At 57.6% G+C, this 5,352-nt stretch carries 7 protein-coding genes and 1 pseudogene; 6 read left to right on the top strand and 2 right to left on the bottom strand.

Annotation, left to right across the window (positions count from 1 at the left end):
• Positions 1-153 precede the first annotated feature (153 nt).
• Complete coding sequence (locus N554_RS0130010; RefSeq protein WP_029586828.1) at positions 154-1,059, bottom strand: LysR family transcriptional regulator; 906 nt, start codon at positions 1,057-1,059, stop codon at positions 154-156.
• A gap of 119 nt (positions 1,060-1,178) precedes the next feature.
• Here N554_RS0130010 and N554_RS0130005 point away from each other — a divergent pair, with 119 nt between their 5' ends.
• The 5 genes from N554_RS0130005 (at position 1,179) to N554_RS43240 (ending at position 3,333) form a co-directional block, all read left to right on the top strand.
• The gene (locus tag N554_RS0130005) at positions 1,179-1,964 is read left to right on the top strand and encodes a carboxymuconolactone decarboxylase family protein (RefSeq protein ID WP_029586827.1); all 786 of its coding nucleotides are present in this window, start codon (positions 1,179-1,181) and stop codon (positions 1,962-1,964) included.
• A gap of 127 nt (positions 1,965-2,091) precedes the next feature.
• On the top strand, positions 2,092-2,487 hold the full coding sequence (locus N554_RS0130000; RefSeq protein ID WP_029586826.1) for a (R)-mandelonitrile lyase: 396 nt from the start codon (positions 2,092-2,094) through the stop codon (positions 2,485-2,487).
• Between the two features lie 31 nt (positions 2,488-2,518).
• Positions 2,519-2,905 carry a DUF1330 domain-containing protein gene (locus tag N554_RS36735; protein WP_156042191.1) on the top strand — a complete coding sequence of 129 codons (387 nt, stop codon included), beginning with the start codon at positions 2,519-2,521 and terminating at the stop codon, positions 2,903-2,905.
• A 27-nt stretch (positions 2,906-2,932) separates the two neighbouring features.
• On the top strand, positions 2,933-3,142 hold the full coding sequence (locus N554_RS43245; RefSeq protein WP_371259534.1) for a hypothetical protein: 210 nt from the start codon (positions 2,933-2,935) through the stop codon (positions 3,140-3,142).
• A gap of 38 nt (positions 3,143-3,180) precedes the next feature.
• Positions 3,181-3,333 (top strand): hypothetical protein, encoded by a 153-nt coding sequence (locus N554_RS43240; protein ID WP_371259535.1) that lies wholly within the window; start codon positions 3,181-3,183, stop codon positions 3,331-3,333.
• A gap of 312 nt (positions 3,334-3,645) precedes the next feature.
• Here N554_RS43240 and N554_RS37650 read toward each other — a convergent pair whose 3' ends face one another.
• Positions 3,646-4,494, bottom strand: coding sequence for a helix-turn-helix domain-containing protein (locus N554_RS37650; RefSeq protein ID WP_051677795.1), 849 nt, complete (start codon positions 4,492-4,494; stop codon positions 3,646-3,648).
• A gap of 252 nt (positions 4,495-4,746) precedes the next feature.
• Between N554_RS37650 and N554_RS40555 the strand changes: the two are divergent.
• Positions 4,747-5,352 (top strand): annotated as a pseudogene (locus N554_RS40555) (SGNH/GDSL hydrolase family protein); the annotation flags it as partial.

Genomic DNA, 5,352 nt, shown 5'->3' with positions numbered 1-5,352 from the left:
AGACGGCCCATCATGGATCGACCTCGTCGCGATTCGCGTCAACACAACGGAATCACGCTTCGAGGCCTGTCTCAACCGACTTTTACAACAAAATCTGCCAATAGCGGAAAAGTCGGAAAAAGTAAATAAACCAAGTAGTGTTCCGACATTGGGTCAGTTGACTTGTGATCGAAAGCGAAGCGCATCCACAATCAATGTAAACGCGGGGGAAGGTTGTCGCCGGCTGGGGTAATAGAGGTGATAGCCGGAGAATGGCGGGCACCAATCCGAAAGAACGCGGACAAGTTGACCCCTCGAAATATACGGTTGCACATGGCCCTCGGTGAGGTAGGCGAGCCCAAGGCCCTGCAGGGCTCCTTCCAGAAGTAGGGGCGCGCTGTTGAACACAAGCTGGCCTTCAACTCGAACGTTGACCTCTCGCCCATTCTTTTCGAATTCCCACGCGTAAAGGCTGCCGCCGTGGGTGGGCAGGCGAAGGTTGAGGCAATTGTGGTCCGTGAGATCCTGTGGCGTTCTGGGCCGCTTGCGATCAGCGAAATAGTTTGGCGAGCCCGCGACGGCCATTCGCAGGTCAGGACTGACTCGAACAGCGATCATATCCTTTGCGACAAGCTCACCCGGTCGGATGCCTGCATCCACCTGCTGCGCCACGATATTGGTGAGCCCGTAGTCGATAATGACCTCGACACGGATGTCAGGGTACTTCGGCAGGATCTTGCGCAAGGCAGGAAGCAAGATTGCGGTGGCAGCATACTCGGTCGCGGTCAAACGAATTGTCCCGGCAGGCTTTTCGCGGAGTTCGCTCAGTGCAGCAAGCTCTGCGTCCATTTCATTGAACTTGGGACCGATACTTAGGAACAGCCGTTCTCCTGCCTGCGTTGGTGTCACGCTGCGCGTCGTCCGGTTTAGCAGCCTGAGGCCAATACGGTCCTCCAAGCTACGAATGATCTGGCTGAGTGCCGACTGTGTCATTCCGAGCTTCGCGGCAGCGCGAGTGAAGTTTCGCTCCCGCGCGACCGCAAGGAAGGCGAGGAGGTCGCTGGCGTCTTCTCGCTTCATTGATAAGCCTGTCTAATGATTACAGTAAACTTTTATCATCTAATCGAGCAATGGCGGAAGGCTTAAGTTCACAGCAATCGGTCGCCGGGGTGTGGGCCGCCTAACAATGGAGATTCTTCATGAGAATGCTCGCCACCGCCGCCGCCTTCTCATTCTGCCTGACAGCTCAGGCGATTGCGCAAGCGCCCACAACGCCGGAAGGAGTAAAGCCAATGGTCACATCCCAAGACATTCGGGCCGTCGCCCCCGCACTCGAAAGGTACGCGCAAGACGTTGTTCTTGGGAATCTTTGGAAGCGGCCCGGCCTTTCTCCGCGGGATCGTAGCATCGTCACCGTCGCCGCCCTCGTCGCCCGCAACCAGACCGTCGAACTGCCGTACTATCTGAATCTCGCGATCGATAGCGGGGTGAAGCCGTCGGAGATCTCGGAGATCATCACGCATTTGGCGTTCTACACCGGCTGGGCGAACGCAATGCATGCAATTCCGGCCGCGCGGGAGGTTTTCAGGAGCCGTAACGTCGGAGCCGATCAAGTCCCGCCGGCCTCCGGACCGCAACTTCCCTTGGACGAAGCGGCGGAGGCGCAGCGGGCGACTCGCGTCGAACAGCAATTCGGCCAGATCACGCCAAGCCTCGTTCAGTATACGACGGACGTGTTGTTCCGGGATCTCTGGCTGAGGCCGGATTTGGCTCCGCGGGACCGTAGTCTAGTCACGGTTAGCGCTCTCATCGCAACCGGACAAGTTGCTCAAATCACGTACCACCTGAACCGCGCGATGGATAACGGATTGAAGAGGGAAGAAGCCGGAGAGCTGCTCGGCCATCTCGCCTTCTATGCCGGCTGGCCCAACACGTTCTCCGCAGCACCTGTGGTCAAGGACGTGATCGAGAAACGGCCTCGATAGAATGATCCCTGTGTACTCACGCCGAGCTGTAATCACCGCTGTCGTGGCCGGTATCACCGCCTTGACGACGCCGCGCAAGCTTGCGGCGCAAACGTCGTTAGCCGAACCAAGGAGCAGAGACATGGAAATAGACATCAAGCGGAACGGTTCTCGTGCCTCTGCTAAAGGTTCGCCGGATTGGTTCACTGGGTCCGTCCGCGTCGACCCGCTGTTTCAGGCGCCCGAACCGGCCCGGGCCGGCGCTGGCCAAGTCACCTTCGATCCCGGCGCCCGTACGAACTGGCACACGCATCCGCTCGGCCAAACATTAATTATCACCTCAGGGCTCGGATGGGTGCAGCGTGAAGGTGGACCGATCGAGGAGGTACGCCCCGGCGACGTCGTATGGTTCCCGCCAGGCCTCAAGCACTGGCATGGGGCGACGCCGATGACGGCAATGACCCACATTGCCATCCAGGAATCGCTCGACGGCAAGAATGTCAGTTGGATGGAGAAGGTCGGCGACGAGCAGTACCGCAAATAGTTGAAGCCCAATATTGTTGAGGAAACCGCCCATGCGTGTAAGCAGTACGTGGCTATTGATTGCAAGCGCGATGGTTTGCATCGTTGGTCCATGGGCCGCCAAGGCCCGGGTTGGCTCGGCGGCTGGCCCCGCCTATTACATCGCTGACTTCGAAGTAAGCGACGGCGAGGCGATCAAGCCTTACAGCGCTATCGTCGAGTCTACCTTCAAGACGTTCGGCGGCCGATTCATCGTCCGTGGCGGAAATCCCGTGCCGCTCGAGGGCCAACCGCCCAAGGGACGACTAGTTGTCATCGAGTTCGATAGCATGGAGAAGGCGCAGGCCTGGTATAATTCCCCGGCATATGCGCAGCTGCGGCCCATCCGGCAGAAAGCAGGCCACTCCAACATCTATATCGTGCAAGGCCTCGTGCGGTGAAACTGTGCGCGGTCGAAGGAGAGTGACATGGAGGTCAGGCAACTTCTCGTTCTCGGTGCTGCGATGCTTACGTTGGCATTTCCGTCAGCTTCTGCTCAGGACGCCAAAGAACCTTACGTGCGAGTAGCCGAAATCGAGATCGATCCCGCTCAACTAGAGGCATACAAAGCCGCGGTCAAAGAGCAGATCGAAGCGGCTCTCCGGCACGAAGCCGGAGTGCTGCTTTATATGCTGTGACTGACAAGGAGAATCCGGCTCGCATCTTGGTCTTCGAGATGTACGTCAATGCAGACGCGTACAAAGCGCACCTTGAGACCGATCATTTCAAGAAATACAAGGGAACAACACAGGATATAGTTAAGTCACTCAAGCTCCGTGACACGGTCCCGATCCTGCTCGGCGCGAAACCTAACATGAACAGTCAATAGAACCCTCGATCACAAAAAATAAGTCGGTCACATCCAATAGCCGTTTGAGCACGAAGGTCTGGAAAGGGTCAAACTGAGAAGAACTCAGCACGAGCATATGTTTTCCGCTTCGCCCTCGAATTCGGACATTGCTCGATGCAGTCGGCACTTCATTTGTGCCAACATGCGACATCTGCTTGCAAGTCGCTCAAAAGAAAAGCCGCCCGAAGGCTGAAGCTCCATATCAAGATTGGGACCACCAGGCGTCCTCACGTCATGTCCGGGCCCCGTGATTTGCCGGCCAGATCCGGGAAGTGCCGCTACAACCGGACCTTAATCGACACAAACCTTTCTGAACTCGCTAGGTGTGCACCCGATCGCAGCTCTGAAGGCCGTAGCAAAGGCTGCGGCGCTTCGAAAACCGGTTTGGTTCGCAACAAGATTGATCGGTAAATTCGTCTCAGCCAGAAGACGACGCGCCTCTTGGAAGCGCTCTTGGGCAACCCACTGCTGGATGGTAATGCCCTTCGCTTGCCTCACGCCGCGCGATAGATGTCTCACGCTCAAGCCAAGCAGCTTTGCCAACTTTCCAAGCGAGAGCTCCGCCGACAGGTTGGCATATAGATAATCTTCGAGACGCCGAAGTTGCCAAGGGGCAAGTCCCCCGCGCGTTCGCTCCTTCGATCGACGCCCACCGTTATATCTTGCGATTTCCAAAGCGATCGTCGTTCCGGTGGCTTCGGCGAAAACCGAGCTTGCAAAGCCGGGCGTCACGGCCTCCCGAAACATGGATTGGCAGAGTTGCGTGAGACGTGGCGAGTCGATGCCGGAAACTATGTCGAGGTCGTTTAGCCGAAAGCCTTCCTCCATCTCCGACAGCTCATTCAAGAAGGTCCTGCTGAAGACGCAGGAGGCGACTGTCATCGGGCCGTTAGCCCGCATTAGGAAAGACGTTCCACGTGCACAGAAATTCAGAGGGTGAACAGGTTGGAATGTCCTTCCTCCGCGGCTGGAGACGAATTCGGTCGGGTTGCTCAGGATGAGCGAAATCACAGCTTCTTCAATCTTGACGTGATTTTCATGCTTATTGTTGAGGACGCCGCGAACGGCGAAGATCCCGACTCCGCGCGGAGAGTTCAGGTGTCCGAGCAGCCTCATGCCGGCGTTGGAGTCTTCCCGCACCTCCCCTCCCTTCTCCCGAAATCAATTCTTTGTGAGAATTAGCACTCGCCTCATCGGAGAAGTCAAGGTGCGTGCCTCCGCACCCGCGGGCTGCCCGATTGTGGCCGACTCGCGAAGCCGTGGCCTTCACTCGAAAGCCGATGCGCTTGTCCCCTCCGACGCCTGTGGCGACACTCCGAGGCAGCCAGCAAACTGGCAAAAAAAAGGGGGGGGGACATGAACTTCGGGGAATTCTCGAGAAGCCGCGTCGCTATGGCAGCACTGGTCGCCATAGGTGCAGCCAGCCTGGGGGCAACCTCGGCGAGCGCTCAGGCGCAGCAAGCGGGCACAATTTTCGCGTTCGGGGACAGTTTGCTGGATACTCGCGTGTTCTGCAAATTACTCCAATACCCGAACAATGGGGCGGGGACATGCGGCAACGGCCCAAATGGCCTCCAACAGTTGCCGAGCTTGACCCGATATACTTTCAACAGCGCAAATGACTATGCAGTCGGTGGCTCGGGGACGGGCAATGAAGCCGTTTTGCCTGGCGTCACGGGTCAAATCGCGCAATTCCAGGCAACAGGGAGTCGGATCGGACCAACTGACCTCGTTGTGGTAAGCGGCGCAGGCAACAATCATTCGGCTTTGTTCAATCCGGCCGTGACACCTCTGGGACTGGCGCAGCAGGCGCTGACCGAGCAACGAAACAATGTCGCCCAGCTGATCGGCCTGGGTGCCTCAAACCTCGTCGTGTATTCGTCTGGAGGGGCCGGCGCTACTCAGGCTTACAATGAAGGCGGTTACTACAATTTCGGCAATCCGCAGCCGATTGCGACTGGGCCTGGTGCTACCACCTACTTCACGGCATACGATGCG

Source organism: Bradyrhizobium sp. URHD0069, from assembly GCF_000701345.1.
Classification (GTDB): Bacteria; Pseudomonadota; Alphaproteobacteria; order Rhizobiales; family Xanthobacteraceae; genus Bradyrhizobium.
The sequence above is the reverse complement of the archived record's forward strand: the minus strand, read 5'-3'. Positions and strand labels throughout refer to the sequence as shown.